This window comes from Nocardia flavorosea (assembly GCF_015477805.1).
GTDB classification, from domain to species: domain Bacteria; phylum Actinomycetota; class Actinomycetes; order Mycobacteriales; family Mycobacteriaceae; genus Nocardia; species Nocardia flavorosea_A.
Genome location: NZ_JADLQL010000001.1, coordinates 436,100 through 460,658 on the forward strand (window position 1 = coordinate 436,100; position 24,559 = coordinate 460,658).

General features: G+C 67.3%; 25 protein-coding genes and 1 pseudogene. 10 read left to right on the forward strand and 16 right to left on the reverse strand.

From position 1 onward, the window contains the following. Positions 1–98 precede the first annotated feature (98 nt). Positions 99–1,700: a GMC family oxidoreductase gene (locus tag IU448_RS02055; protein ID WP_195053784.1), complete on the reverse strand. Its 1,602-nt coding sequence runs from the start codon at positions 1,698–1,700 to the stop codon at positions 99–101. Between the two features lie 157 nt (positions 1,701–1,857). On the opposite strand from IU448_RS02055, the gene IU448_RS02060 reads away from it, so the two are divergent. Next, positions 1,858–2,499 carry a hypothetical protein gene (locus IU448_RS02060; protein WP_195053785.1) on the forward strand — a complete coding sequence of 214 codons (642 nt, stop codon included), beginning with the start codon at positions 1,858–1,860 and terminating at the stop codon, positions 2,497–2,499. On the opposite strand, the gene IU448_RS02065 is transcribed toward IU448_RS02060, so the two are convergent. Beyond that, positions 2,477–3,091, reverse strand: a complete 615-nt coding sequence (locus IU448_RS02065; protein WP_195053786.1) for a TetR/AcrR family transcriptional regulator — start codon at positions 3,089–3,091, stop codon at positions 2,477–2,479. The genes IU448_RS02060 and IU448_RS02065 overlap by 23 nt on opposite strands. A 96-nt stretch (positions 3,092–3,187) precedes the next feature. Here IU448_RS02065 and IU448_RS02070 point away from each other — a divergent pair, with 96 nt between their 5' ends. Then, positions 3,188–4,021, forward strand: coding sequence for an acyl-CoA thioesterase (locus IU448_RS02070; RefSeq protein ID WP_195053787.1), 834 nt, complete (start codon positions 3,188–3,190; stop codon positions 4,019–4,021). Between the two features lie 51 nt (positions 4,022–4,072). Here the strand turns inward: IU448_RS02070 and IU448_RS02075 are convergent, their stop codons facing one another. Continuing rightward, the gene (locus tag IU448_RS02075; protein ID WP_195053788.1) at positions 4,073–5,791 is read right to left on the reverse strand and encodes a GMC family oxidoreductase N-terminal domain-containing protein; all 1,719 of its coding nucleotides are present in this window, start codon (positions 5,789–5,791) and stop codon (positions 4,073–4,075) included. Positions 5,792–5,890: 99 nt separating this feature from the next. Here IU448_RS02075 and IU448_RS02080 point away from each other — a divergent pair, with 99 nt between their 5' ends. Beyond that, entirely contained in the window at positions 5,891–6,598 is a 708-nt protein-coding gene (locus IU448_RS02080) for a TetR/AcrR family transcriptional regulator (RefSeq protein ID WP_195053789.1), read from the forward strand. A 5-nt stretch (positions 6,599–6,603) separates the two neighbouring features. Here the strand turns inward: IU448_RS02080 and IU448_RS02085 are convergent, their stop codons facing one another. Both IU448_RS02085 and IU448_RS02090 read right to left on the reverse strand, forming a co-directional pair. Beyond that, complete coding sequence (locus IU448_RS02085) at positions 6,604–7,719, reverse strand: AI-2E family transporter (RefSeq protein WP_195054975.1); 1,116 nt, start codon at positions 7,717–7,719, stop codon at positions 6,604–6,606. A 142-nt stretch (positions 7,720–7,861) separates the two neighbouring features. Beyond that, complete coding sequence (locus tag IU448_RS02090) at positions 7,862–9,187, reverse strand: family 1 glycosylhydrolase (protein ID WP_195053790.1); 1,326 nt, start codon at positions 9,185–9,187, stop codon at positions 7,862–7,864. Positions 9,188–9,457: 270 nt separating this feature from the next. On the opposite strand from IU448_RS02090, the gene IU448_RS02095 reads away from it, so the two are divergent. Next, on the forward strand, positions 9,458–9,613 hold the full coding sequence (locus tag IU448_RS02095; RefSeq protein WP_195053791.1) for a hypothetical protein: 156 nt from the start codon (positions 9,458–9,460) through the stop codon (positions 9,611–9,613). A gap of 262 nt (positions 9,614–9,875) precedes the next feature. On the opposite strand, the gene IU448_RS02100 is transcribed toward IU448_RS02095, so the two are convergent. Beyond that, complete coding sequence (locus tag IU448_RS02100; protein ID WP_195053792.1) at positions 9,876–10,520, reverse strand: class I SAM-dependent DNA methyltransferase; 645 nt, start codon at positions 10,518–10,520, stop codon at positions 9,876–9,878. 17 nt (positions 10,521–10,537) lie between these two features. On the opposite strand from IU448_RS02100, the gene IU448_RS02105 reads away from it, so the two are divergent. Further along, the gene (locus IU448_RS02105) at positions 10,538–10,732 is read left to right on the forward strand and encodes a hypothetical protein (RefSeq protein WP_228811990.1); all 195 of its coding nucleotides are present in this window, start codon (positions 10,538–10,540) and stop codon (positions 10,730–10,732) included. 368 nt (positions 10,733–11,100) lie between these two features. Here the strand turns inward: IU448_RS02105 and IU448_RS02110 are convergent, their stop codons facing one another. Continuing rightward, entirely contained in the window at positions 11,101–11,466 is a 366-nt protein-coding gene (locus IU448_RS02110; protein WP_195053793.1) for a hypothetical protein, read from the reverse strand. A 262-nt stretch (positions 11,467–11,728) separates the two neighbouring features. Next, positions 11,729–12,523 carry an SDR family NAD(P)-dependent oxidoreductase gene (locus tag IU448_RS02115; protein WP_195053794.1) on the reverse strand — a complete coding sequence of 265 codons (795 nt, stop codon included), beginning with the start codon at positions 12,521–12,523 and terminating at the stop codon, positions 11,729–11,731. A gap of 111 nt (positions 12,524–12,634) precedes the next feature. Here IU448_RS02115 and IU448_RS02120 point away from each other — a divergent pair, with 111 nt between their 5' ends. Next, positions 12,635–13,336: an alpha/beta fold hydrolase gene (locus IU448_RS02120; protein WP_195053795.1), complete on the forward strand. Its 702-nt coding sequence runs from the start codon at positions 12,635–12,637 to the stop codon at positions 13,334–13,336. Positions 13,337–13,585: 249 nt separating this feature from the next. Here IU448_RS02120 and IU448_RS02125 read toward each other — a convergent pair whose 3' ends face one another. The 3 genes from IU448_RS02125 to IU448_RS02135 all read right to left on the reverse strand — a co-directional run bounded on the left by IU448_RS02125 (position 13,586) and on the right by IU448_RS02135 (position 16,175). Next, positions 13,586–14,092, reverse strand: a complete 507-nt coding sequence (locus IU448_RS02125) for a hypothetical protein (protein ID WP_195053796.1) — start codon at positions 14,090–14,092, stop codon at positions 13,586–13,588. A gap of 239 nt (positions 14,093–14,331) precedes the next feature. After that, positions 14,332–14,958 (reverse strand): response regulator, encoded by a 627-nt coding sequence (locus tag IU448_RS02130; protein WP_195053797.1) that lies wholly within the window; start codon positions 14,956–14,958, stop codon positions 14,332–14,334. Further along, a complete protein-coding gene (locus IU448_RS02135; protein ID WP_195053798.1) occupies positions 14,955–16,175 on the reverse strand; it encodes a sensor histidine kinase in 1,221 nt (406 codons plus the stop codon). Before IU448_RS02135 ends, IU448_RS02130 begins: the two co-directional genes overlap by 4 nt. Positions 16,176–16,398: 223 nt before the next feature. On the opposite strand from IU448_RS02135, the gene IU448_RS02140 reads away from it, so the two are divergent. Beyond that, entirely contained in the window at positions 16,399–17,436 is a 1,038-nt protein-coding gene (locus IU448_RS02140; protein ID WP_228811991.1) for an FtsX-like permease family protein, read from the forward strand. Next, complete coding sequence (locus IU448_RS02145; protein WP_195053800.1) at positions 17,433–18,116, forward strand: ABC transporter ATP-binding protein; 684 nt, start codon at positions 17,433–17,435, stop codon at positions 18,114–18,116. The genes IU448_RS02140 and IU448_RS02145 overlap by 4 nt, the downstream gene beginning before the upstream one ends. 24 nt (positions 18,117–18,140) lie before the next feature. On the opposite strand, the gene IU448_RS29510 is transcribed toward IU448_RS02145, so the two are convergent. Next, a complete protein-coding gene (locus IU448_RS29510; RefSeq protein ID WP_324188540.1) occupies positions 18,141–19,637 on the reverse strand; it encodes an ABC transporter permease subunit in 1,497 nt (498 codons plus the stop codon). Here IU448_RS29510 and IU448_RS02155 point away from each other — a divergent pair. After that, positions 19,636–19,821, forward strand: coding sequence for a hypothetical protein (locus IU448_RS02155; protein WP_195053802.1), 186 nt, complete (start codon positions 19,636–19,638; stop codon positions 19,819–19,821). The genes IU448_RS29510 and IU448_RS02155 overlap by 2 nt on opposite strands. 327 nt (positions 19,822–20,148) lie before the next feature. Here the strand turns inward: IU448_RS02155 and IU448_RS29665 are convergent. The 3 genes and pseudogenes from IU448_RS29665 to IU448_RS02170 form a co-directional block, all read right to left on the reverse strand. Beyond that, positions 20,149–20,466: pseudogene (locus IU448_RS29665) on the reverse strand (ATP-binding cassette domain-containing protein); the annotation flags it as partial. Between the two features lie 188 nt (positions 20,467–20,654). Continuing rightward, positions 20,655–20,852, reverse strand: coding sequence for a hypothetical protein (locus IU448_RS02165; protein ID WP_195053803.1), 198 nt, complete (start codon positions 20,850–20,852; stop codon positions 20,655–20,657). Beyond that, the gene (locus tag IU448_RS02170) at positions 20,849–21,799 is read right to left on the reverse strand and encodes a LysR family transcriptional regulator (protein WP_195053804.1); all 951 of its coding nucleotides are present in this window, start codon (positions 21,797–21,799) and stop codon (positions 20,849–20,851) included. Before IU448_RS02170 ends, IU448_RS02165 begins: the two co-directional genes overlap by 4 nt. Before the next feature lie 131 nt (positions 21,800–21,930). On the opposite strand from IU448_RS02170, the gene IU448_RS02175 reads away from it, so the two are divergent. Continuing rightward, positions 21,931–23,211 (forward strand): MFS transporter, encoded by a 1,281-nt coding sequence (locus tag IU448_RS02175; protein ID WP_280456981.1) that lies wholly within the window; start codon positions 21,931–21,933, stop codon positions 23,209–23,211. Between the two features lie 91 nt (positions 23,212–23,302). Here IU448_RS02175 and IU448_RS29330 read toward each other — a convergent pair whose 3' ends face one another. Continuing rightward, positions 23,303–24,532, reverse strand: coding sequence for a site-specific integrase (locus IU448_RS29330; protein ID WP_267466985.1), 1,230 nt, complete (start codon positions 24,530–24,532; stop codon positions 23,303–23,305). Between the last annotated feature and the right edge of the window lie 27 nt (positions 24,533–24,559).

The following is a 24,559-nucleotide window of genomic DNA, read 5'->3' on the forward strand; positions in this document are numbered from 1 at the left end:
CGTCACCGCATATCCGTCACCGGTGGGTTCGCCGGGAACGGGCAGTGTCCCGGGAACCGCCGGCTGCACCGCGTCCGAGCCGGCGGTTGCGCACGCTGTCAGGGGCGGGTCAGGAACTCGGCGGCCTGGGCACCAATGAACACGCTCGGTGCGTGGGTGTGGCCGCGTACCAGGACCGGCATGACCGAGGCATCCGCCACCCGCAGTCCCCGGACGCCGCGGACGCGTAGTTGCGGATCCACGACGCTCGTATCGTCGGAACCCATCCGGCAGGTGCCGGCGGGATGGTAGAGCGTATGTGCGTACTGCTCGAGCGATACCGTCCGCGTTTCCTCCGCCAGCCCATCGGCCGCATCCGGTGGATAGCACAGGTCGCCGAGAACACCTTTCATCGCCTCGGTGCCGGCGATTTCGGCGCAATGCCGTAATCCGGCCATCAGCGCGGCCCGGTCGGCGCCGTCGGGATCGGAGAGGTACTTCGGATCGATCACCGCTTTGGCGAGGGGGTCGTTCGAGGCCAGCGTGATGGTGCCGCGGCTGCGCGGGCGCAACAGCACGGTGGCCAGGATGACGCCGTGCGCGGTCGGATCGATCAGGCCTTCGTGGTAGAACGGCGCGGGCGCGTACACGAGTTCCAGATCGGGATATTCCAGATCCGGGTCGCTGCGTACGAAACCGTAGGCCTCGCCGACATTGGAGGTGAGCATGCCACGGTGCCGCAGCAGGTAATCGACGAGCTGCCTGGGCTTTTCGGCGCCGAAAAGCGAATCGGCAGCCACCGAGTAGCCGAGCCCCGCGACGAGATGGTCCTGTAGGTTGGCGCCTACTTCGGGAGCGTGCCGGCGGACGTCGATCCCGTGCCGCTCGAGTTCGGCCCGGTCACCGATCCCGGACAGCATGAGCAGTTGCGGGCTGTTGATCGCTCCGCCGGACAGGATCACTTCCTTGGTGGCGCGCACCTGCTCGCGGCGCCCGGCCCGGGAGAACTCGACACCCACGGCGCGGTCCCCGTCGAACAGCACCCGGGTGGCGGTGGCTTCCGGCAGCACGGTGAGGTTGCGGCGTTTCATGGCCGGCCGCAGATAGGCGTCCGCGGTGCTCCAGCGCCGGCCCCGGTACTGGGTGACCATGGTCTGGGTGAATCCCTGCGGCTCGGGCAGGTTCGCGGTTTCGACGCAGAACCCGCGTTCGGCGACGGCTTTCAAGTAGGCGGCCGTGGACGGGCGCGGACTGCGCTGGTGGGAGATATGCAGGGGCCCGCCGGTGCCGTGGTCGTCGCCGGCGGGCCCTTCGACGTCCTCGATCGTGCGGAACTGTTCGACCGCCTTGTCGAATCCCCAGTCGGGGCCGGCGGCCGTGGCCCATTCGTCGTAGTCGGCGCGGAAACCGCGGACCCACATCTGCGCGTTGAGCGAGGAGGATCCGCCGAAGGTCTTACCGCGCGGCCAGTAGATCTGCCGGTTGCCGAGTTGCGGCTGCGGTTCGGTGAGATAGTCCCAGTCGTAGGGGCTGCGGAACAGTTTCGAGAAGCCGGCCGGGATCCGGATGAACTTGTCCTTGTCGGCCGGGCCGGCCTCGAGCACGATCACCGAGCGTCCCGGATCAGCGCTGAGCCGGTCGGCGAGTACCGCGCCCGCCGAACCCGACCCGACGATCACATAGTCCGCACTGACTTCTGTCACCTTCGCACCTTTCGACATCGTGTAGGGCAAACATACGAGACCCGCCCGGGGTGTGGGGCGGGTTCGCATCGTTGTGCCGGACACCGGCGGACGCGGTACCCGGGGTTTCCGAAGCCGGATAATCCGGGACGCTGTTTGCGCTGCCGGATGTTCCCGGACGGGGTATAACCGGCCCATGAGTTACCCGGTGGACCTCGGGGTGCTGCAGGCCGGTGCGATCGCCGTGATCATCGCCGGTGTAGCCCTGGTGATTTCGGCGCTGGTGGCGTTGCGCAGGAAAAGGCCCCGGTCTTCACTGCTACGCGGCGGGGGTGGGCTGGTACTGCTGGCTGCGGCGGCACTGGTGCTGTGGACGGCGACCCTCGTCCAGACCTATCTGGGTTTGACGGGCGAGATTCGCGCCGCGCACGTGGTGGTGACCCCGGTCGCCGATGCCGAGCACCGGCTCGAGGTCGATCTGACGCTGTTCGACGAGGAGGGGGTTCCGGCCGAACGCAGCACGTATCGCGTGACCGGCGATCTCTGGGTACTGCAGGCGCAGATCGTCGAACTGCAGCCGTGGGTGAACGCGCTCGGCTTCCATTCCGGCTACAAGGTGTCGCGCCTGTACGGGCAGCGGCTCGACGGGGTCGCGACCGGACAGGACCATGTCCTGCTCAACGGCGGTGATCGCGATTTCTTCCGTGAGATGACCGAGGACCGCTGGTTCACCTCGCCGTTCGTGCGTTCTGCCTACGGTAACGCGGTGATCGCGATGCCGGGGGAGTACGACGTCTACATCTCGCGGGACGCGATCAAGACCCGTCCCGTCGAGTGAACGCCGCCCCGGCGCTCGCGCCGACCGCGGACCGGCACAGGATGCTCAACTCCTCGACCACGGTATCGAGCGCGGCGGGGTCGCGTTCGGTGCGCGCGACGATGAGGGCCCCCTCCAGGGCGCTGACCACCAGCACCGCGACCGACCGGGCGCGTTGCCGCGGTGCTCCGTCGCCGACGAGTTTCCCGGCGATCAGCTCACGCCAGGTATCGAAGGTGGCCCCCGCGGCGGTGACCGCATCCGGCTCGTTGCCCAGCGCGGCCGCAGCGATCGGGCAGCCGACCGCGTAATCGCCGCGGTCGAGCCCCCGTGCGAGGGTCTCGGCGAGTTCCCGTAATGCGACCGAGGTATCCGGCGTATCGAGTACCCGCTCGAGTTCTTCGGTGACCCGCGCCCCGGCGACCTCGGTCGCCTCCGTGACCAGTTGCGCCTTGCCTCCGGGGAAGTGGTGATAGACCGATCCGCGGGGTGCGCCACTGGCGTTCAGGACATCGGCGAACGACACCGCTGCGACACCTCGCCGGCGGATGAGCGAGATCGCGCTACGGATCATCGCCGCCCGGGGCCCGTCCGGATCCTTACGTCGTGGCATCGCACCGCTTCCTGTTGCCTCCCATTCCTATGTATGTTGTCATACTTATATTCGTCCCACCACTCGAACATCGGCACTATCCACCAGGAGGACCCCGTGACCGGGATCGATGCGCCACCCCATCCCTTCGATACCGCGATCGCCACCGAGCACCTCGGCGGAGGCCGTGTCACCGGGCGGACCTGTCCCGACTACGCGAATATGGTCGGCCCGTTCGGTGGTGTCACCGCAGCGGCGCTACTGCGCGCGATCGAAGGACATCCCGACCGAATGGGTGACCCGCTGGCGCTGACGGTGAACTACGCGGGCCCGATCGCCGACGGCGAGTTCGAGATCACCGCCCGTCCGGTCCGCACCAACCGCACGAATCAGCACTGGCAGCTCGAGCTCGCCCAGAACGGTGCGATCACCACCACCGCGACCGCGGTCTTCGGGATCCGCCGCGATACCTGGTCGGATATGGAACTCGCGATGCCTTCGGTGCCGGGGCCCGACAAGGCCGAACCGCAGGAGTTCCCAGAGTTCATCGCGTGGGGCCGCAACTACGATCTGCGCTTCGTCACCGGCGCCGTCCCCGAACCGGCTCCGATCGAAGCGCACCCCGCAAGCCCGGATTCGGTGAGCACTCTTTGGCTGCGTGACCGGCCGGCCCGCCCGCTCGATTTCGCCTCGCTCACGGCGATGTCGGACGCGTTCTACCCGCGGGTCTTCCTCCGCCAGGGCCGGTACCTACCTGCCGGAACGATCTCGCTCACCGTCTACTACCACGCCACCGCCGCCGAACTGGCCGCCCAGGGCGCGGAATACCTGCTGGGCAGCGCCCGCGCGCATCGCTTCGCGCACGGCCATTTCGATCAGAACGCCCACCTGTGGGGACACGACGGTACCTTGCTGGCGACAAGCCATCAGCTGGTGTACTTCAAAGGCTGACAGCTGTCCGAGGCCGCGTGCTGAGCCCCGTTTCGCGGGTCGAATCCCGGCTCAGCCCGCCGCGGGATCGGTGACCGGGGTGATCGGCAACCGCAGTGCGGCCGGTGCCGATTCCGGCACCACCGGTGCTTTCGGCGCCACCGGCGCGATCCGGCGATACCCGGATCCCTGCGGTGGCCGGGTGTCCTGCTCGCCCTTGTTCGGCCAGTACGCGGCGGCCCGCTCGGCCTGTGCGGTGATGGTCAGCGACGGGTTCACGCCCAGGTTCGCCGATACCGCCGCCCCGTCGACCACGCTCAGCGTCGGATAACCGAAAACCCGGTGGTAGGCGTCGATCACCCCCGTATCGGGGTCCGCGCCGATGGCGGCTCCGCCGAGAAAATGCGCGGTGAGCGGGATATTGAACACCTCGCCCCACGTGCCGCCCGCGGTGCCGCCGATCTGTTCGGCCACCCGCCGGGTCGCCTCGTTACCCGCGGGGATCCAGGTCGGGTTGGGTTGACCGTGGCCCTGGCGGCTGGTCAGTTTGCGGCCGAACAGACCGCGTTTGGTGTAGGTGGTGATGGAGTTGTCCAGATGCTGCATCACCAGTGAAATGATGGTGCGTTCACTCCAGTTGCGTACGCTGAGGAAACTGATCAGCAACAGCGGATGCCGCAGCGCGATCCCCAGGAACCGCAGCCAGCGCGGAATACGACCGCCACCGTCGACCATCAGCGTCTGGAGCAGACCCATCGCGTTCGACCCCTTCCCGTAGCGCACGGGTTCGATATGGGTGTCGGGGGTCGGGTGGATCGATGAGGTGATCGCGACGCCGCGGGTGAAATCCTGGCCGGGGGCGAGCTTCTTCGTGGCGGCCCCGACGATGGACTCCGAGTTGGTGCGCGTGAGCAGGCCGAGCCGGTCGGACAGGTCGGGCAGGATCCGGCGGTCGCGCATATCGTGCAGCAGCCGCTGGGTGCCCAGGGTGCCGGCGGCGACCACGACCTGCCGCGCGGTGTAGGTGGTGCGCTGTTTGCGGAGCCACGCGCCGGTACGTTGCGCGGTGACGACCCAGCTCCCGTCGGCCTGCGGCCGCAGTTCGGTGACCGTGGTCATCGGCACGACCCGTGCCCCGGCCTGTTCGGCGAGATAGAGATAGTTCTTGACCAGGGTGTTCTTCGCGCCGTATTTGCACCCGACCATACAGTCCCCGCATTCGACACAGCCCGTACGAGCCGGTCCGGCGCCGCCGAAGTAGGGATCGGCCACGGTTTCCCCCGGTTCGCCGAAGAATACGCCGACCGGTGTCTGCACGAAGGTGTCGCCGACACCCATATCCTCGGCGACCTTCCGGAACACTTCGTCGGCCGGGGTCATATGCGGATTCTGTACCACGCCCAGCATTCGTTTCGCCTGGTCGTAGTAGGGCGTGAGCTCGGCGCGCCAGTCGGTGATATCACGCCACTGCGCGTCCTGGAAGAACGGCTCCGGCGGGACATAGAGTGTGTTGGCGTAGTTGAGGGAACCGCCACCGACGCCGGCGCCGCCGAGGATGAGGACATTGCGCAGCGGGTGAATGCGCTGGATTCCGTAGCATCCCAATTTCGGTGCCCACAGGAACTTACGCAGGTCCCAGCTCGTCTTCGGCAGCTCGTCGTCGGCGTAGCGGCGACCGGCCTCGAGTACGCCGACCGTATAACCCTTCTCCACCAGTCGTAGTGCGGTGACACTGCCACCGAACCCGGACCCGACGACGAGAACATCGAAATCCGCGGTCGCCTCGGCCATGGACTACTCCTTGCTTCGGAAGGGTCAGCAGTGACTGGCGGTAACATTAACACAGGCTGTTGCGAGCGCTGATCACTTTTGTTGACACCGCTCTCTGAAATGGTCAGGCTGGGGCGGGTGACCACTCCTCGTGCCCGGGCCCGCGCCCAGACCATGTCGGATATCCTGCGCATCGCGCGCGAACATCTTGCCACCGGCGGCGCGGCAGCGCTGTCCCTACGCGCTGTGGCCCGGGATCTCGGCGTGGTCTCCTCGGCGGTGTACCGCTACGTCCGTAGCCGGGACGAACTACTGACCTTGCTGGTGGTCGACGGCTACGACGCCCTCGGTGACGCCGTCGACGCCGCGCTGGCCGACGCCGGCGACGATCCGATCGAACGCTTGCGGATCACCGCCCGTGCCGTCCACACCTGGGCGCTGGCCGAACCGGCGTGGTACGGGCTGCTGTTCGGCACCCCGGTCCCCGGCTACACCGCCCCGGCCGACCGCACCGTTATCCCGGGAACCCGGGTGATCCTCATTCTGATCCGGATCATCGAAGCGGCCCACGCCCGGCAACTACTCACCCGTCCCGCGGTGGAGCCGCCGGTACCGAGCCCGCTGTCCCGGGACTTCACCCGGATCCGCGACGAGTTCGACGTGGACCTGCCCGATTGGGCGCTGGCTCGGGCGCTCACCGTCTGGTGCACTCTGTTCGGGGCGGTGAGTTTCGACGTCTTCGATATGTACGGCGGCGATACTTTCACCGACCGGGGTCAGGTGTTCGAACTCCATATCGCGGCACTGGAATCGCTGCTCGGCGCCTGAACCGCCTACCTGTTCTCCGGGACGCCGGCGTCGTCGACCGGTACCGGTTGTTCGGCGGCCTCGGTATCGCCACCGGCCCGGGCGACCTGCACATCGATCTGTTCGCTGATATAGCGGATCACGACCGCTACGACGGCTACCACGGGGACCGCCAGGAACGCCCCGGTGATCCCGTACAGCGTGCCGCCCCCGGTCACTGCCAGCAGCACCACGACCGCATGCAGTTTCATCGTCCGGCTCTGCAGTACCGGCTGCAGCACATTGCCCTCGAGCTGCTGTACCGCGATGATGATCACCAGCACGATCAACGCTGTGGTGAATCCGTTCCCCACCAGCGCCACCAGCACGGCCAGCGCCCCCGCGACGAAAGCGCCCACCATCGGGATGAATCCGCCGAGGAAGGTCAGCGCGGTCAGCACGCCCCACAGCGGCACCCCGAGTATCACCAGGCCGAGGCCGATGAAGAAGGCGTCGATGAAGCTGACCAGCGCCTGCGTGCGGATGAACCCGCCGAGTACGTGCCACACCCGGACCAGCACTTCCTCGACATGCCGCCCGCTGCGGCCGCCGAGGAACTTGTGCATCCACGGCACGAATTTGAGCCCGTCCTTGATGAAGAAGAAGGTGAGGACCAGGACGAGGAAGATGGTGACCAGGACCGAGGTCGCGGTGCTGACGCCGGTGAAAACGCCGGAAGCGATCTGTTCGGCACTGGACTGCACCCGCTCGACGACCGCGTCGACCGCCGAATCCAGCTGTTCGTCGCGGATGTTCAGCGGCGGCCCCTGCAGCCAGTCTCGTACGGTGTTGATCCCGCCGGTGGCCTTGTCGGAGAGTTCGGGCATCTGATCGACCACCGACGGCACGATCAGTGCGATCCCGCCCGCGAGCACCCCGATGAATCCCACCAGGGTCAGTGATGCGGCGGCTGCCGGCGGCAGCCCGGCCCGCATCAGCAGTCCGGTCGGCGGCCACAGCACTGTGGCGATCACGATCGCCAGCAGTACCGGCAGCAGCACCACCCACAGTTTCGCCGCCAGGAACCCGAGCACCCAGGCTCCGGCAGCGATCGCCACGATGCACAATGCCCACTTCGCCAGCCACAGCACCCCGGAACCCATCACGTCCCCCCGGTCCAGCCGGGTGGCGGCGGACGCGCCGGTACTGTCGTTGCGGATGTCCTTCTCCCCGTTCACCCGGTCAGTCTCGCACGACCGGCCGGTCCGGGCGGTGTACCGCCTCGGCGGCGCGGTGCATACCGGGTCAGCGCGGCACGGTCACCTGATCGGCGCAACTGGACAATCCGTCCACGATCGAACAGTCGGCCGGCGCCCGGGTGGGCCGGTAATCGCCGGGCACACCGCCACGGCGGGTGATGGCGGTGTAGGCGGCGACGGCATCGGTGGGGCGGCGGGTGAGTGCGGGGTCGGTGCGGACGTCGACGGTGTAGAGCCCGAACCGGGGGGTGTAGGAACCCCATTCGTAGTTGTCGGTGAGGCTCCAGTAGTTGTAGCCCATGAGGTTCATCCCGTCGGCGGCCGCTCGCTGCAGCCAGTAGACGGTATCGCGCAGCAGATCGGCCCGGGGGTAACCGTCGGCGCGGGGCCTGCCGTTCTCGGTCGGCATCCCGTTTTCGACAATGTAGAGCGGTTTACCGGGAAACCGCCGCGCGTAGTGGTCGAGCGCGTAGTAGATACCCTCCGCCTGCAGTGACAGCGTCCACAGTTTCCCGGGGTCCGGGAACTGGGTGAGCAGGCTGTGTGGTGAAAACCCGTAATAGTAGTCGATTCCGATGTAGTCGAGCCGCCCGCCGATCCGGTCCACGAACGCACCGTTGATCACGTCGTCGGCGGCCGGGATGTAGGCGACATTACTGCTGACCATCGCCCCCGGCTGTACGCGGTGGATATGGTCGTAGGCGGCGTCGTGCGCGAGCGCCATCCGTTGCTGCATCACCGGGATATCGCCGACGCCGATCCCGCCGTGCCGCACCTCGTTCATGAGATAGGCCGCGGGTTCATTGAAAGTGATCCACAGTGGGTCCGCTGCCGCGTACCGGTCTACGACGATGCGGGCGTTGGCGAGCCAGTCGTCGACCATTCCGGCGCGCCGCCAGCCGCCGAGTTCGGCCTGCCATCCCGGATACACCCAGTGGTCGAGGGTGAGCATCGGCCGCATCCCCGCCGCCCGGATAGCGGCGACAACCTCGTCGTAGAACCGGAACCCGGCCTCGTCCCATTCGCCCGGACGCGGTTGCACCCGCGCCCATTCGATTCCGATCCGGTACACCCGCACACCCAGTTGCGCGGCGAGCTCGATATCGGAACGGAACCGTGAGTAGAAATCGACGGAATCATGGTAAGGGTCTTCGGTTTTCCCGGCCGCGATATAGCGCGTCCAGTTGCTGTCCGGTGCATGCCCCTCGGACTGGAACCCCGACGATGCGACCCCCCAGAGGAATTCAGGTCCGAGTGGTGCGACCTCCAGTGGGGGAGCGGGGCGTGCGGCCACCGGTCCCGTACCCAGTGCGAGCGCCCCGGCGGCGAGTGCGCCGGTGGTAAGAAAACGACGACGGTTCCATGGCCCCATCGAATCGGCCTCCTCTTCTGCACCTGGCCATGCACGGCCCGGCACTGGTCCCGACGCAACAGCCTAACGGCCGAAGCCCAACCGATCCGGCGTTCTGCCGACAAGGGGTTCCGGTAGTAACCGCCGAAAAACCAACGGATACGGCGTAGCCGCAGCTGACTGCCGGTGAGGCCCTGGTTCGGTCTGCGGCGATGGCCGGTTGCTGGTTGGCTTGGCTCCCAACGCTATTGGTTGGTGTGGGGGGCAGTTTCGTGGCGACGCGGTGGCCCGGTGAGCATGGTCGAACGCATCGCTGATGCCCGCGAGCAGGCCCAGCGCGAGACTTACGATCGCCTGGCGCATGAGTTCACTCCGGCGCGTTGCGCGGAGCTGGATGCGCTGCTGGTTACCGATGCCTCGCTGCGGGTGCGCGACACCCTGTTCTGACCCGGGCCCGGCGCTACCCCAGGGCCCGGTTCGTGTGCTCGCGGCCGAGCCATTCGGTGGTCGTCATGTCCGGATCAGGTCCGCTGTCCAGTCGTGGTCCCGAGCTCGCGGATAGTGCGGTCCGGCGACGTAGCCGAATGAGTAGGGGCGCCCTCGACTCCGATCCGCAGCTTATCGGCGGTGATGCACGCCCACTGGCGTCCGGAGTGCCAGATGATCACCCGCCACACCCGGCCAGTGGCGAGCCCGACAAATGCAGAGGTTAGGACTTACTGCGTGCGAAAAGAATCGCTTGCTGAGCTTTCGCATCCGGGTCGAGCAGCAGCTGGGCCTCGACCACGAATCCGGCATCGTGCAGCCAGGATGCCACCTGGTCCGGCTGACGGTGGTGGACATGGACCTTCATCGGGTGACCGCCGTAGCCCTCCGTCTTCAACAGCGACTCGTCGCCGACGTGGAACAGGAGTTGCAACGGTCCGCCGGGACGCAACGCTCGGTGGAAGCGCCCGAATACAGTCGGCACCTCGTCGTCGGGGATGTGGATCAACGACTGCCAGGCGAGCAGGCCGGCCACCGAAGCGACGGGCAGGTTCAGCTCCGTCATCGAGCCCACCTCGAACCGCAGGCCGGGGTGGTCGCGCCGGGCCACGTCGATCATCGCCGGGGAGAGGTCGATACCGAAGGCATCGACACCGAGCTCATGCAGGTGGGCGGTGACTTCACCGGGGCCGCAGCCGACGTCCGCGACCGGTCCGCCGCCAGCGGTCCGCACGCTGTCGGCGAACAACGCCAGAGCCGCGCGAAGGTACTGGTGTCCGGCGAGGGCGCCGCGCACTTGGTCGGCATAGCTGACCGCGACCGTGTCATACGAGGTTCGGGTGTCGGCCAACCAGTCATCCGTGGTCATGACCGGCACGATATTCCATGATCGCGGCGCTGCACGAACTACGCCACTCCGGACTTACCCACCTCGGAGAATCAGGAGCCAGCCTGCTGGAACTGATGGCCAAGTCCCGCCACCGCAAAGCCGAGAACTTGCGCCGCTACTTCAAACCGTCCCCGCAGGCGATGCGCGAGCTGACCTCGATCCTGGGCCCGGGAGCCGAACGCCGACGCTGACCAGCAGCTACGCCATATCCGTTGGTTTTTCGGCGGTTACGACCGGACCCCCGACAAGGCATGACGCAAAACGATCCAGATACATAGATATGCGCATCCAATCATTGATTTCCTCCGACGGTTTGGCTGTTCGGTCGCGACCACTCACGCGCCGAACCGATACAAAGACAGGGGAGTGGACTGTCGTCACGAGACCTGTCCGCACCCACTTGTGCAGTCCCGCGGCGAGCGGGCGGAGGAGGTTCGCCCGGTGCAATGCCGCGAAGCTCGGCCGGGTGGCCCGTATTTCGGTGGCCGCGTACTGAACACTGGCGTACGGCCCGAACAGCAGCGCTTCGCGACCGCCGACATCGGTGCTGGGCGTTGTCCTACAGGCCGTCGATCGCCGTGCCGAGATCCGTGCCGTAGCCGGACCAGCAGAAGATCGGCTCTCCTGGCCCGCTCCGATGGCCCATGTACCACTCGCCGTCGTCGGCGCAGCGCGCGAGACACAGGCCGGTGAATCCGATGATCAGATCGACTTTCAAAGAGACGCCTCGGCTGGGGTCGAGTGGCGCCAGGAAGACCGGGGTGCTGGAATCCAACAACTCCACGGTGCTGTCCCGCGCTCGTCGCCGCACCTCCTCGATGGTCCACTGATCCGGAAGCATGCCTTTGTCCATCACCTGATTCTCGCCGAAGGTGTCCGCCGCGACCCCGGCACCGGCGGCGACGGAGTTCGACCGGTTGCTCAACTTTCCGTGAGATGCGTACTCGGGGGCGGGGGAGTGGCCCACTTGCGGGGAGGCGGCGCGTGTGGACCGGCCGCACGGGGAGGGTCGAAGCCTGCTCTGCCGAGTGGGCCCCGTCCGTAGGGCGGATGCCCGAGAACCCCGCCCGGGATCAGCCTTACTAAACATAGGCGGATACATGGATATGCGCATCTATACATTAATCTCCCTCATCTCACACTCAGCAATCCGATCTCGACTACACAAGGAGGGGAGAGATTCGTCCTCACGCCGTGTCTGTACTCGTTGCAGTCATATCAGCGACTCGTTCGACGATATTCGGGTACCGCATCGTGTGTGCTCCGCCGTTGAGGTCGATCGCAGCGCCGGTCATCCAGCCGGTGTCGCCGGAGGTGAGGAAAGCGATGGTGCGGGCGACGTCCGCCGGTGTGCCGGCTCGACCCAGTGGCGTGTTCTCGATGTATTCCTCGACCAGTCCGGGTACGAGGGTGGCGCCGTGGGTAAGGGGTGTGTGGACGAAGCCGGGATTGACCGCGTTCACACGGATTCCGCGTGGTGCGAGTTCCATGGCGGCGACCTCGGTGAGCATGAGAACCCCGGCCTTCGCCGAACAGTATGCGCCCATCCCCACGCCCGGTTGCCGTCCGTTGAGTGAGGCGACGAGCACGATGGAGCCACCGTCGCGCATGGTGTGGGCGGCGTGTTTGACGGTGAGGAAGGCTCCGGTGAGGCAGACGTCTACGGTGGCTTTCCAGTCGGCGAGGGAGAGGTCGGCGATCGTTCCTGGATGGGAAATTCCGGCGCAGTCGACGACCGTATCGATCGGCCCGTGGTCGGCGGCGACGGTATCGAACAGGGTCCGCATTGCTTGTTCGTCGGTGACGTCGACCTGGTGTCCGGCCGTGTTTGCGCCGAGTTCGGTGGCTCGGGTGCCGGCGGCGGTGCCGTCGAGGTCGGCGATGATGACGGTATTGCCGCGGCCGGCGAGGAGTTGGGCGGTGGCCCAGCCGATTCCGGAGGCGCCGCCGATGATGATCGTGGTCTGCCCGGGTGTGCTCATAGCCGTTCCTTCGTGTCGGTGCCCGGCGCGGCTTACCTGCCCCGGCGGGTTCGGGACATATATCTGTACAGCTGTCTAGCAGCTTGTGCCGGCTTTGGCTAGCATGCAGCCATGCCCAGGGGTGAACTTCGCACAGTGCGTGTCGGTGAATTCGATTTCGAAGTGCGGGTCCACCCCGGTGGCCCGGTGAACGGAGCCGAGGCACTGCTGCTGCACGGATTTCCACAGAGCGCCGCGTCGTGGGACGGCGTAGCGGAACACAGCTCCCAGGGAGTCCGCTCGTATGCCCCCGAACAGCGCGGCTACTCGCCCGGAGCCCGCCCCGTGGATGTTGCGTCCTACCGCCTTTCCGAGCTCCGTGCCGATATCGTCGGCCTCTGCGATGCGCTGGGCCTGCGTCGGATTCATCTGGTCGGCCACGATTGGGGTGCGATCGTCGCCTGGGATGTTGCGGCCCGGTATCCGGATCGGGTGGCTACGCTCACCGCGGTTTCGGTACCGCATCCGGCGGCGTTCGCCCGGGCCCGCGAGATCGATCCGGTGCAGGCCGAAAAGTCCGAGTACATGGCATTTTTCCAGCAGCCCGGCGCACCCGAGGAGTTGCTGCTGGCGAATGATTGTGCGGGTCTGCGGGCAGGTTTCGGGGATACGGTCCCCGCGGAGCAGTCGGCGCGGTCCGGTGTGGACGCCACGTCGGAGTACGTGGACGCGGAGTACCGCTTGCTAGTGATGGAGGGAGTAGGTCACTGGATCCCCGAGGAGGCACCTGAATCGCTCTCCCGGGTTGTTCTCGACCGTATAGGCTTGCGGTGATCCTGGGTCCGCGTGTGCCGAGTACAAACTCTGTGCCGTGCTGCGGTAGAGGTCCGATCGGCTGCCGTCGACAGGGACACGCGGCGATTATCAAAAGCGCAATTGTGAGCTGTCCCGGTTACCTGTACCGGAATCCGCCGCTGATTCAGCGGGCGAGCCGACGGTGCGGGGCCCGGTGAAATCGATTTCACCGGGCCCCGCGCAGGCGTACAAGGCCGCTGCCCTGTAATTGCCCGCTGCGAACTACATCTACCGTACCTGCTGACGCATCTGGTGCATCTGCAGTTCCCACTGCATCGCGCGGTCCTGGGCCCGGGTGGACTGTTCCTCGGCCTGCTGGGCGAGGTAGGCGGCCTGATCAGCCTGGTCCTGCGCCGACTGACAGCGCTGGTTGGCTTGGTTGGCGTCGGCCTGGGCCTGCTGGGCCTGGCTCTGCGACCGGTCGGCTTCGCTCTGCGCCTGCTGGGCTTGGTTCTGTGCCTGCTGAGCCTGCTGGCGGGCCTGCTGGGCCTGTTGCGCGGCCTGGTTGGCCTGGCTCTGTGCGATCTGGGATTGGTGCTGTACCTGCCGGGCCTGCTGTTGTACCTGGCGGGCGAGGTTCTGCGCCTGCTGGGCGTACTGCCGCGCACTCTGGGCTTCCTGGCGGATCTCGTCCAGGCCCATGCGCAGCATTTCCAGGCTCTGGACTTGCTGACCGTTGCCGTTGCCGTTGCTGGTGCTGGTGCGGGCGGCAGCGGTGCTGGTGTCTTGCGCCATCTGAGCATCCTTCCAAAGGGGGGTTTTGAAATGGACCGACTCGTGGAGCGCTCAATATCCTCGCACAGCACGGCCCCGTGGTAACCCTCCGATTGCACCCGGAACACACGGGATATCCGCTGGTGGGGCGACCGCTCGCGGTTATCGGACGTGACGGTGGCACCAGGGCGGCGGATATGCGCACCCCCGTCGCGGGGCGATGCCCGATCGAGACCACACCGTCATGATCTGCGCGTACTTCAGCGCCGGATGAGGCCGAGGTCGGTGGCCGCGGCGACGGCGGCGGTGCGGGAGTCGACGCCGAGTTTGGTGTAGATGCGGGCGAGATGGGATTTGACGGTGCCTTCGGTGAGGTGGAGGCGGTGGCCGATGGCCTGGTTGGACAGGCCGTCGGCGACCAGGGTCAGCACCTCGGTTTCGCGCCGGGTGAGGGCGGTTCCGGGCGTGCGGAGGCGGTTCATCAGCCGGTCGGCGACGGCCGGCGCCAGTGTGGTCCGGCCGGCTGCCGCGGTGCGGACGGCGGCGGCGAGGTCCTCGGGTGGAGCGTCTTTGAGGAGGTATCCGGTGGCGCCGGCTTCGATGGCGGGCAGGGTATCGGCGTCGGAGTCGTAAGTGGTGACGATCAGTACGCGGGGTGCGCCGGGCCGGGCGGTGATGCGGGCGGTGGCTTCTGCTCCGCCCATGCCCTTTCCGAACTGCAGGTCCATGAGGACGACGTCGATATCGCCTGCGGCGGCCCGGTCGACGGCGTCCTCCGCGGTAGCGGCTTCGGCGACGACGAGCATGCCTGGTTCGGTTTCGAGTACGGCCCGTAGCCCGGCTCGTACTACGGGATGGTCGTCGGCGAGGAGGAGTCGGATGGTCACGGGCGGACCTCGGGTTCGGTCGGTGGGGTGCGGGGTATCCGGGCGGCGAGTGTGGTGCCGTGGCCGGGTGCGGATTCGATGGTCAGGGAGCCGTCGAGGGCGTGCGCACGGGCGCGCATGGCGGCAAGCCCGAATCCGCCGCGGTCGGGTTCGGAGTCGGGTGCGGGTAGGTGGGCGGGGTCGAAACCGCGGCCGTTGTCGGTGATGTCGAGGGTTACGTGGTCGTCGAGGTATCCGAGGGTGACTTCGGCGGTGGTGGCGGCGGCGTGGCGGACGGTGTTGGCGAGCGCGGATTGGGCGATGCGCAGTAGGGCGACCTCGGCGGTGGTGGCCAGTGGGCCCGGGTTGCCGGTGCGGTGGAATTTTACGTCGAGGTGGTGGCGGGCGCCGGTGGTGTCGCACAGTCGTTCCAGCGCGTCGGCCAGTGTGGTGTTTTCGAGTGCAGGCGGGGTGAGGGCGGCGACGAAGCGGCGTGCTTCGGCGAGGTTGTCCTGGGCGGTTCGGCGGGCTTGGTCGACGTGGCGGGCGGCGATGCCGGGCCGGTCGGGTAGGGCGCGTTCGGCGGCGCGCAGCAGGAGCTGGATGCTGGACAGTCCTTGGGCGAGGGTGTCGTGGATTTCGCGGGCGAGGCGCTCGCGTTCGGCGAGCATTCCGGCGGTGCGCTGGGCGTGGGCGAGGTCGGCGCGGGTGGTGGTGAGTTCTTCGATGAGGCGTCTGCGTTGTTCGCTTTCCCGGTACAGGGCTTGGTAGCCGCGGACGACGGCGACGGCGACGGCGGCGCCGAGTGCGGGGCCGATCGCCATGGCGGGGGCGAAGGAGTGCTGGTGGGCGGCGAATCCGGTGATGGCCGCGGCGGCGGTGGCGGTGACGGCGAGGTGTCCGGCGCGGCGGGGCAGCAGGTGGAGCTGGAGGAAGTACAACGGGAAGGCGACCCATACGGCGTCCGGGGAGAGTGTCAGCAGTGCCAGCCATACGGTGCCTACGGCAGTGAGCCACCAGGCGACGGCGGGCCGGGAGCGGTGGATGCGGGGTAGGAGGGGGCCGGCGGCGTATACGAGGGCGCAGAGGGTGGCCGTGGCGACGATTGCGCCGGTATGGGGCTGGTGCTGGGTTGTCGCGCGGACGGCGGTGAGCGCGAGCAGGCCGAGGATCAGCAGGTGCAGGCACCAGGCCAGGGCGCGGGTGGTGGGGGTCGGGTCGGGTGCGGTGGTGTTCACGGTGCTTCCAGGCTACGGAGGTGGGCTGCCGGTTGGCCTCTGTCGAAAGTTGGAATCGCGGTGGTGTCTTCCGGTTCGTGAAGTGCCGTCTCGGGCGGGATGTGCGGAGTGGCTCGGGCGGCAAGGGTGGAGTCGTACCGTTTTCCACTGCCGGAGAGGACAGGCCGAGGTCGTGTTTGTTGCCTGGAGAGATCTGAGGTTCGCCAAGGGGCGTTTCGCTCTGATGGGGACTGTTATCGTGCTGATCACGCTGCTGGTCGGGTTGTTGTCCGGTCTGACGGCCGGTTTGGGCCGGCAGAACATTTCTGCGATCACGTCGCTTCCGGTGGACAGGATCGTTTTCGCCGAGCCGGGCGAGGGCCAGGATCTGTCGTATTCCGGTTCTTCGGTCACGCGCGGGCAGTGGGAGCGGTGGGCGGCGGCTCCCGGTGTGGTGGATGCCGAACCGTTGGGGATCACCACTACCCGCGCCACTGCCGGGGCCGGGAGTGTCGGTGTGTCCGTGTTCGGTGTCCGTCCCGGGTCGGGTCTGGCCCCGGCCGGTGGCGGTGTCGATGACGAGTCGGTGGTGTTGTCCACTGCGGCGGCGTCCGATCTGGGGGTGGCGGCCGGCGATTTGGTGACTGTGGCGGGTCGGCAGTTGCGGGTGACGGCGGTGCAGGGCGATGCGTATTTCAGTCATACCCCGGTGGTGTGGGCAGGCTTGGGTTTCTGGCGGGAGATCGCGCCGCCGGCGGGTCCGGGTGTGGATGTGGCGGCCTCGGTTGTCGCGGTGCGGACCACGTCGGAGGTGGATATGGCGGCTGTCGATCGAGCGGCTGGTACGCGGACTGTCACTGTCGACGAGTCGTTGTCCGCGATCGGTTCGTATACGTCGGAGAACGGTTCGCTGCAGTTGATGCGTGCTTTCCTGTTCGTGATCTCGGCGCTCGTGGTGGGGGCGTTCTTCACGGTGTGGACGGTGCAGCGCAGTGGCGATATCGCGGTGTTGAAGGCGTTGGGCGCGACCACTGCCGGGCTGCTGGTGGATGCGCTCGGTCAGGCGGTGGTGTTGCTGGTGGGCGGCACTCTGCTCGGTACGGCGCTCGCGGCGGCGCTGGGGATGGTGGTCGCGGGGTCCGCGGTGCCGTTCCACCTCGGTGTCGCCACTGTCGTTGTTCCGGCGGCGGTGATGGTTGTCGTGGGCGCTGTCGGCGCCGCGGTATCGGTCCGCCGTATCACTTCTGTCGACCCGTTGACTGCTTTGGGGAGCGCCCGATGAGTTTGAACCTGATCGATATCACTCTCACGTATCCGGATGGCGAGAACCGTTTGACGGCGCTGGACCGGGTGGATTTGGAGGTGCCGCGGGGCAGCTTGACCGCGGTGGTGGGCCCGTCGGGCTCCGGTAAGTCCAGTCTGCTCGCTGTCGCGGCCACTTTGATCACGCCTGATTCCGGCACTGTTGTCATCGACGGCGTTTCGACGACGGGATTGCGCCGCGGTGAGCTGACCGATCTGCGGCGGAGCCGGATCGGCATCGTGTTCCAGCAGCCGAATCTCATCGCGTCATTGACCGCTGCCGAGCAGTTGCAGGTGATGGCCCATCTGGATGGCGGTAAGCCGCGTGCGGCGCGGGGGCGGGCGATGGAGTTGCTGGATGCGGTCGGTTTGGCTGGTGTGGCCGGGCGTCGCCCGCATCAGCTTTCGGGTGGTCAGCGTCAGCGGGTGGGTATTGCGCGGGCGTTGATGAACGATCCCAGGGTGCTGCTGGTGGATGAGCCCACCAGCGCGCTCGATCACGACCGTGGTGCCGCGGTGCTGGATTTGCTCGCCCGGTTGACCCGCGAAAGGTCGAGTGCGACGGTCTTGGTCACCCATGACCGTGCCCATCTCACTGTCGCGGATCGGGTTGCCGAGGTGCGCGACGGCCGGTTGGGGTTTCCGGTTCCGGCCGGGTAGCGACGCTACCCGGCCGGGGTGGGGTTACTCGGTGGCGGGGGCTCGGCGTGCGGTCCGCTGTTGGACTTGGGCGTAGAGCGCTGTCGCGGCCAGGGCGATGGTGCCGACGAACAGGTACTGCCAGGCCTGTGAGAGGCCGAGGAAGATCGTGGAGTTCTCGATCAGCTGCAGGAACAGGACGCCGAACAGGACGCCGATGAAGCTGCCGCGGCCGCCGAAGATGGAGGCGCCGCCGAGCACTACCGCGGTGATGGAGGTGAGGGTGTAGGTGAGGCCGGCCGGGGGGTCTCCGACGCCGATCTGTGACATCAGCAGTAGTGCGCCGACGGCGGTGAGCAGGGAACTTGCGATATAGGCGAGGAGTTGGACACGGCCGACGAGGATTCCGCGGTAGTGGGCTGCGGATTCGTTGGATCCGGCGCCGCGCAGGCGCAGGCCGAGGGAACTGCGCCGGGACAGGTATTCGAGGGTGATCAGCAGGACGGCGCCGATGACGACCGCGACCGGGACGGGGCCGATCCGGGTGTTGAGGAGGTCGACGATATCGAGGGCGATGATGCCGCCGGGTGCGTCGCGCAGTACCAGGGACAGTCCTTGCAGGGCGGTGTAGGTGATCAGGGTGGCGACTACGGGACTGACTCTTGCGAACCGGATCATGGATCCGTTCAGCAGGCCGACGGTGAAGGCGAGGGCTGTCATGGCGGCGAATCCGAGGATCCACCAGCCCCATCCGTATCCTTCGACGACGAAGAAGGAGGCGACGACCACCAGCGTTCCGGCGAGTGGCCCCACGGACAGGTCGATACCGCCGGTCAGCATCACTACGAGTTGTCCGGCGGCGATGAACAGGATGGGCGCCAGCAGGGCCAGCATGCTGCCGATATTGAATTCCGACAGGAATCGTTCGCTGTGGGTGTAGCTGACGGTTGCCAGCACGATGGCGGCCAGGAGCAGCACCAGGCTCGGTGCTTGCTGGCCGGTGATGAACCGCCGGAACGCGGTGCCCGGTTTCGCCGCTGCGGTGGTGGTGGTCGGGGCTTCGGCGCGGCCGGCGGTCAGTGATGCTTCGGTGATGGCGTGTTCGGTCAGGGTGTCGCCGGTGAGTTCTTCGACGATGCGGCCGTGGGAGAACACGAGTACGCGATCGCACAGTCCGGCGAGTTCGACGTTGTCCGAGCTCGACACGACTACGGGGGTGCCGTTTTCGGCGGTCGCCCGGAGGCGGTGGTAGATATCGGAGCGGTTGCCGACGTCGATGCCTTGGGTGGGTTCGTCGCACAGCAGTACGCGGGGTTCGGACAGCAGGGCGCGGCCGAGGACCACTTTCTGCTGGTTGCCGCCGGACAGGTGTTCGAGGGGTGTTTCGATGGTGGCTGTTTTCACGCCGAGTGCGCCGACTTGTCGTTCGGCGAATTCGCGTTCGGCGCGGGGGGGAGACGATACCGGCGCGGGAGAGTTTTTCCGGTGCCGCGACGGAGAGGTTTTCGCGGACCGACAGGGCGGGCGCGATACCTTCGATATGGCGTTCCTGCGGCATCAGGACTATTCCGGCGGCGCGGGCGGTGCGCGGGTCGGAGAGGTCGGCGACGGTTTCGCCGATTCGCACCCGGCCGCGGGCGCCGATGGCGCCGCCGAGTGCTCTGATGAATTCGCGTTGCCCGTTGCCTTCGACGCCGGCGAGGCCGAGGATTTCCCGGCGTCGTAGTCGGGTGCCGGCGCCGGTGAGCAGGCCGGCGCTCAGGTCGTCGATATCGACGGCGACGTCGCCGGGGTCGTCTGTTCGTGGGGGGAACAGGGCGTCGATGGTCCGGCCGGCGATGAGGGTGACGATTTGTTGTTCGGTGACTTCGCCGGCTGCGAATTCGCCGCGTTTGCGGCCGTCGCGTAGCACGGTCATGCGGTCGGCGAGGGCGAATACATCGGGGAGCCGGTGGCTGATGTAGATGACGGCGACGCCGGTTCGGGCGAGGGAGCGGATGAGCCGGAAGAGGGTGTCGGTTTCGGTGGCGGCGAATGGTTCGGTGGGTTCGTCGAGGATCAGGACTCGGGGTTCGGCGGCGAGGGCGCCGCAGATTTCGATTGCCTGTTTTTCGGCGAGTCCGACGCTTCCGGCCGGTGCCGCGGGGTCGATGTTCATTCCCATCGGGGCCAGCGCTTTTTCGGCCCAGGTGTGTGCGTGGGCGAGGGCGGGGCGTAGGGCGGGTGGGACGGCGAGTATCAGGTTTTCTGCGACGGTGAGGTCGGGCAGGATCGCCGGGTGCTGGTATGCGATGGCGAGGCCTTGTTCGCGTACTGCCATCGGGGATCCGCCCCCCGCACCACCCGCCGTAGCATTCGGCCACGCGCTCATCTACGAAACGGCGATGTTCCTCGCCGCAGCGGGCCTGGCGATCATCCTCCACCGGGCTCTCGAATACTCGACACCGGAGCGGTCGTTCGTGGGAGCATGACCGAGCGTGTCGGCCCGCCGAACGGCGACCAGCCCCTCCAGCGCGGTGATACCGGGCCGCAGCACGCCCTCGATACCGGCGAACTCGATCACGCGGATTCGCCGATATCGGCCTCGGCACCGCGGTGTACGACACCGATGAAACCGAGCAGGCGCAGTGTGTGGGCGGCCCGGACAACCGTATCCAGTGGACGGCCCTCGCGATAGACCAGCCGCCGATGAGGTCGTTGGTCGACCTGTCGGGCATCGAGCCGGCTCGCGGACAGTTTCGGACGCACCGTGGTCACGGCCGATCGAAGGGTGGTAGCGGCGTCCATGCCGGTGTCCAGATCTCGGTGTCGGGGACGGCCGGTTGTCTGGAGTCGAGGTAGCCGCGGAGGGTGATGAGCGCGGGATGCGGATTGTCTTCGCGCCAGATCAATGACATCGGGTAGACCGGCATCGGATCACGCAGTGGTATGCGCCGCAGGTCGTAGCGGTCCGGCCACAGATATCGTGAGCCTTCACCGATCAGGGTCGCCACATTCGACGAGTCGGCGATTTCGTCCAGCAGTGCCTCTTTTGCGAAGACAGGGCCGAGTGCGTCGATGGTGAACCCGAACGTGGTGGTCAGTTCGGCGTAGTAGTCGGCCACCTCGCCGCGCGACGGCAGGCCGGGCATCCAGATTCGGTGTCCGGCCAGTTGCCAGGGCGTGACGGCGTGGGCGTCGGCCAGCGGGTGGCGGGGGCCGACGAGCAGTTCGTGCGGTTCGTCGATCGCTTTGGCAACGCTGATCGCCTTGGGCAGATACTGGTATCGGGGGACGGCGTGGAAGGTGGCGTCGATCGTTCCCGCTTCGACCGCGGCGATCGCCCCGGTAACGTCGGCGTCGAGGGTGACGAGGTCCAGTTCTGTGCCGGGATGCATGCGGTGGAAGTCCTGCAGGAGCCCCGCCGGCGCGATCCGCCGGGCGACGATATCGACCCGTAGCGCGCGCCGGCCGGGCCGCACGGAGGCGTCGGCACGTTCCGCGGCCCGAAGCAGTTCACGCGCGTGCGGCAGGAACGCCTGGCCGTCGATGGTGAGCTGGGCGCCGCGGGCCGTGCGGGCGAACAAGCGCACATCCAGATATCTCTCCAGCGTCGCGATGCGTTTGGAGACCGCCTGCTGGGTGATCGACAACGCAGCGGCGGCCTCTTGGAACTGCCCTGCGTCCGCGGCGGCGACAAAGGTACGCACGGCGTCGAGATCCACACCGCAACCCTACTGACACAACAACTGGTTGTGGCTCGCCGCCGGTTCCGTTGTTTGATTCCGTCTCCTCGGCCTTGCTTTGATCACCGCGATCAACAGCGAGTTGTCCGGAGCGGAAGGCATGGAGCTCAGTGCGCAGAAGATCGTTGGGTCGTCGGTTCGGGTGGCTGTGGGCGTCATATGCGGTCAGTGCCTACGGCTCCGGGCTGGGATTCGGCGCATTACCGCTGATCGCCGTACTGGTGTTGGACGCCGGCCCCGTACAGGTGTCCACGCTGTCAGCGGTAGGGCCGGCGGTGGGCGCGGCGGTCGCGTTTCCGCTCGGGCCCTGGGTGGAGTTTCGCCGCAAACGACCGGTGATGATCACGATGGACCTGGCGCGGTTCGCGATCATGATGACGATCCCGGTCGCCTACGCCCTCGGCCGGCTCAGTTTCGTTCAGTTGCTGGTCGTCTCGGTTGTGGTTGCCGCAGCCAAGATCGCCTTCGGCGCGGCGAGCGGCGCGCATCTGAAAGCTCTCGTCCGGCAGGACGACCTACTCGTGGCCAATGCGCGATTCGAGTCGACGAACTGGAGTTCCATCGCCGTCGGGCCACCACTGGGCGGCGCGGCAATCGGCCTGTTCGGTCCGGTCATCACCGTAGTGGTCGATGCGGTGAGCTACCTGCTCTCGGCGCTGGGGCTGACGATGATTCGCGGCCGAGAAGAACGCCCGGCTCGCGTCCCCGAACGCCAGGTTCGGGCAGGTGAGTTACTCGACGGCTGGCGACATATTCTGTCCCACAGCGGCTTACGATCGTTCTATCTCAATCACCTGGTCGTCGGCGGACTGATCATGGCGACCGAACCGCTGCTGGCCGTGCTGCTGCTGCGCCAGCTCGGATTCTCACCTTGGCAGTACGGCCTCGCCTTCGCCGCCCCCTGTCTCGGCGGGTTCATCGGCTCACGCCTTGCCGGCCGTGTCGTAGCGCGCTACGGCCGATACCGGATCCTTCGTACCGTTGGCACGCTGCGCGCAGTCTGGTTGATCGGCCTCGTCTTCGTTCAGCCCGGTGCCGCCGGCCTTGTCACAGTGATCGCTGTCGAGCTCGCGATCGTCATCAGCATGAGCCTGTACACCCCGGTACTGGCCACCTACCGACTCGACCACACCCCCGAAGACCGCATCGCCCGCACCTTGATGGCCTGGTCGATCAGCAGCAGCGCCGCCATCGCGATCCTCAGCGCACTCGGCGGACTACTCGCCGCCGCAACCAGCCCCCGCACGGCTATCGCGGTCGCAGGACTGCTGATCCTGGCCAGCCCGCTGTTACTTCCGCGCCGCCAGGATCCGCCGCTCACATCCGACCTTGCGATCTCGACAGCGCACGCCCTGCCGCCCGCGGTGGTCGGTGCGCGCGAGGCCGAGTAACCGCCATCCATCAGCAACCACGGCTGGGGCGCCCGTGCAGGTGGTCGCTTGCCGGCGGGCTCGATTCCGTGCGACGCGTAGCGCCTCTGCGTCAGAGGCCGAGTTTGGTGACGGCGTTGTCGGCGAGGGGGTCGGCGGTTCTGATGTAGCGGTGGACGGTACGCGGGTTGCTCCATCGGCCTTGGCGCATGATTTCGCGGTCGGCGGCGCCGCCGAGGGCGGCTTGGGTGGCGAAGCCGGCGCGCAGTGAGTGGCCGGAGAAGAGGGTGGGGTCGAGTCCGGCGCGGGCGGCGTAGCGTTTGACTATTTCGGCGACGGCGCGGCCGGACAGGGGGGTGTCGCCGAGTCCGCCGTGCCGGTTGACGGCGGGGAACAGGGGTTGCGTGGGGGTGAGGCGAGGGTCGGGGTGGTAGCTGTGGCAGCGGTGGATGTGAGGTTCGCCGACGGGGTTTTCGCCGATCCAGGTGCGGACGCCGCGGGGGTTTTCGGTGTGTGCGGCGAGTAGGCGTAGCCAGTCGGCGCAGGCGCAGACGGGGCAGGTGTGTGCTTGGTTGCCGCGGGGCAGGGCGACGTGTTGTTCGGTGATGCCGGTGGGGTCGGTTTTAGTGGTGGGCAGGTGGATCAGCAGCAGGGGTTCGCCGGTCGTGTGGTCGGTGCCGAAGTGGATGTCGGCGATGCGCAGGCCGGCGAGTTCGCTGCGGCGCAGGGCGCCGGCGAAGCCGAGGAGCAGCAGCAGGGTGTCGCGGCGGCGGGCGGGTTCGCCGGGCCATCCGGGTTCGGGCAGGCCGGTGAGCAGTTCGCCGAGGGTGTGCAGCAGGATCGGGCGTTTGCGGTCGGGCCGGGTGCGGCGGGTGCGGCGGATTCCGCGCAGGGTGAGGCGGACGACGTCGCTGCGGGTGGGGGCGGGTAGTCCGTTGGCGGCGTGGACGGCGGCGATGGCGGCGGATTTGCGTTCGAGGCTGGCGGGACTGTAGGCGTAGCGGCCGTTTTCGCGGCGGGCGTCGGCGGCGGCGGCGAGGTAGACGGCGATGTCGAGGGGGTCGGCGGGTAGGGCGGTTCGGTTCTCACGGGTGCACCAGGCGACCCAGGCGATCCAGTCGGTGCGGTAGGCGCGCAGGGTGTTGGGGGATTGGGAGGCGGTGAGGTAGCGGCCGAGTGCGGTGGCTTGTTCGGTGTCGAAGCGTTCGCGGACGTTGCGTAGTGCGGCTGTGTCGACGAGGACGCTCGTGACGCCGCGGCGGAGCTCGGTGCGCACGGTGTCGGGTAGGTCCACGGCCGGTTCGGTCACTGCGTTCTCCTCGTCGGTAATTTCGTCACTCAATACGTTACGTTTGCGGCGACGTAACGA

Coding starts and splice junctions, on each gene's coding strand:
- IU448_RS02055 (WP_195053784.1), bottom strand. CDS start 1,700: ATGTCGAAAGGTGCGAAGGTGACAGAAGTCAGTGCGGACTATGTGATC.
- IU448_RS02060 (WP_195053785.1), top strand. CDS start 1,858: ATGAGTTACCCGGTGGACCTCGGGGTGCTGCAGGCCGGTGCGATCGCC.
- IU448_RS02065 (WP_195053786.1), bottom strand. CDS start 3,091: ATGCCACGACGTAAGGATCCGGACGGGCCCCGGGCGGCGATGATCCGT.
- IU448_RS02075 (WP_195053788.1), bottom strand. CDS start 5,791: ATGGCCGAGGCGACCGCGGATTTCGATGTTCTCGTCGTCGGGTCCGGG.
- IU448_RS02080 (WP_195053789.1), top strand. CDS start 5,891: ATGGTCAGGCTGGGGCGGGTGACCACTCCTCGTGCCCGGGCCCGCGCC.
- IU448_RS02085 (WP_195054975.1), bottom strand. CDS start 7,719: ATGGGTTCCGGGGTGCTGTGGCTGGCGAAGTGGGCATTGTGCATCGTG.
- IU448_RS02090 (WP_195053790.1), bottom strand. CDS start 9,187: ATGGGGCCATGGAACCGTCGTCGTTTTCTTACCACCGGCGCACTCGCC.
- IU448_RS02100 (WP_195053792.1), bottom strand. CDS start 10,520: ATGACCACGGATGACTGGTTGGCCGACACCCGAACCTCGTATGACACG.
- IU448_RS02105 (WP_228811990.1), top strand. CDS start 10,538: ATGATCGCGGCGCTGCACGAACTACGCCACTCCGGACTTACCCACCTC.
- IU448_RS02115 (WP_195053794.1), bottom strand. CDS start 12,523: ATGAGCACACCCGGGCAGACCACGATCATCATCGGCGGCGCCTCCGGA.
- IU448_RS02120 (WP_195053795.1), top strand. CDS start 12,635: ATGCCCAGGGGTGAACTTCGCACAGTGCGTGTCGGTGAATTCGATTTC.
- IU448_RS02125 (WP_195053796.1), bottom strand. CDS start 14,092: ATGGCGCAAGACACCAGCACCGCTGCCGCCCGCACCAGCACCAGCAAC.
- IU448_RS02140 (WP_228811991.1), top strand. CDS start 16,399: ATGGGGACTGTTATCGTGCTGATCACGCTGCTGGTCGGGTTGTTGTCC.
- IU448_RS02145 (WP_195053800.1), top strand. CDS start 17,433: ATGAGTTTGAACCTGATCGATATCACTCTCACGTATCCGGATGGCGAG.
- IU448_RS02155 (WP_195053802.1), top strand. CDS start 19,636: ATGGCGTTCCTGCGGCATCAGGACTATTCCGGCGGCGCGGGCGGTGCG.